General features: G+C 69.5%; 1 protein-coding gene. It reads left to right on the top strand.

Annotated features, from left to right (window positions below; translation table 11 throughout):
* Positions 1 to 263: 263 nt before the first annotated feature.
* Positions 264 to 1,466 carry an IS110 family RNA-guided transposase gene (locus tag ACZ619_RS45825; RefSeq protein WP_469612002.1) on the top strand — a complete coding sequence of 401 codons (1,203 nt, stop codon included), beginning with the start codon at positions 264 to 266 and terminating at the stop codon, positions 1,464 to 1,466.
* Positions 1,467 to 1,490 lie beyond the last annotated feature (24 nt).

The raw sequence follows: 1,490 nt of genomic DNA, 5'->3' as shown, positions 1-1,490 counted from the left end.
CCCCCGTTATGTTCTTCGCGGTCCTGCAAGAGGGCCGCTGGCCTCCGGGCCCGGCATGACTGTTCCCCCCTGTCGAACGGATGACCTGGGGGTGGTGTCACCGGGCCCGAGAGGCGCCGTTGGAGACGCTGATGAGAGGTCCGACTACCGCCTGGCCTGGCGCAACGCCCGGCCGCTTGCGGGCGGCAGGTCTGCATAACGTGGATGCGCGCACGACGCCGACGCCCAGGCCAGCACGCATGACATCCGTTCGGGAGGACGGCTTGAACGACAGCGACGAGATAGGCGTCTTCCTCGGTCTGGACGTCGGCAAGAGCGCCCACCACGGGCACGGGCTGACTCCGGCGGGCAAGAAGGTCTTCGACAAGCAGCTGCCCAACAGCGAACCGAAGTTGCGGGAGGTCTTCGAGAAACTGAAGACCAAGTTCGGCACCGTCCTCGTCGTGGTGGACCAGCCCGCTTCCATCGGTGCCCTCCCGCTCACGGTCGCCCGGGACACCGGCTGCAAGGTCGCCTACCTGCCCGGCCTGTCCATGCGGCGGATCGCCGACCTCTACCCCGGCGAGGCGAAAACCGACGCGAAGGACGCCGCGGTGATCGCGGACGCGGCCCGCACCATGCCGCACACCCTGCGCTCGCTGGAACTGACCGACGAGATCACCGCCGAGCTCACCGTCCTCGTCGGCTTTGACCAGGACCTGGCGGCCGAGGCCACCCGCACCTCCAACCGGATCCGCGGCCTGCTCACCCAGTTCCACCCCAGCCTTGAGCGGGTCCTCGGCCCGCGCCTGGACCACCAGGCTGTGACCTGGCTGCTGGAACGCTACGGATCCCCGGCCGCGCTGCGGAAGGCCGGACGCCGCAGGCTGGTCGAGGTGGTCCGCCCGAAGGCCCCGCGCATGGCTGCCCGGCTGATCGACGATGTCTTCGAGGCACTCGACGAGCAGACCGTCGTGGTCCCGGGCACCGGCACCCTCGACATCGTGGTCCCCTCCCTGGCCCGCTCGCTCGGCGCCGTCCACGAACAACGCCGGGCCACAGAAGCCCAGATCAGTGCCCTGTTGGAGGCACACCCTCTTTCCAAAGTCCTGACCTCGATGCCGGGGATCGCGGTCAGGACCGCCGCCACGCTGCTGGTCACCGTCGGCGACGGCACCGGCTTCCCCACCGCCGCCCACCTCGCCTCCTACGCCGGCCTCGCCCCGACCACGAAGTCTTCCGGGACCTCGATCCACGGCGAACACGCGCCCAGAGGCGGCAACCGCCAGCTCAAACGCGCGATGTTCCTGTCCGCGTTCGCCGCCCTGCACGATCCCGCCTCCCGCACCTACTACGACCGCTGCCGAGCGCGCGGGAAGACCCACACCCAGGCACTTCTCCGCCTCGCCCGCCAGCGGATCAACGTGCTGTTCGCAATGCTCCGCGACGGCACCTTCTACGAACCCCGAACCCCACGCCTCGCTTGACGAAAGAGATAGAGGCACCCCCCC

It is taken from the genome of Streptomyces sp. NPDC104367 (assembly GCF_055583825.1).
Note: the sequence above shows the minus strand (reverse complement) of the source record. Positions and strands in the feature narration are given on the sequence as shown.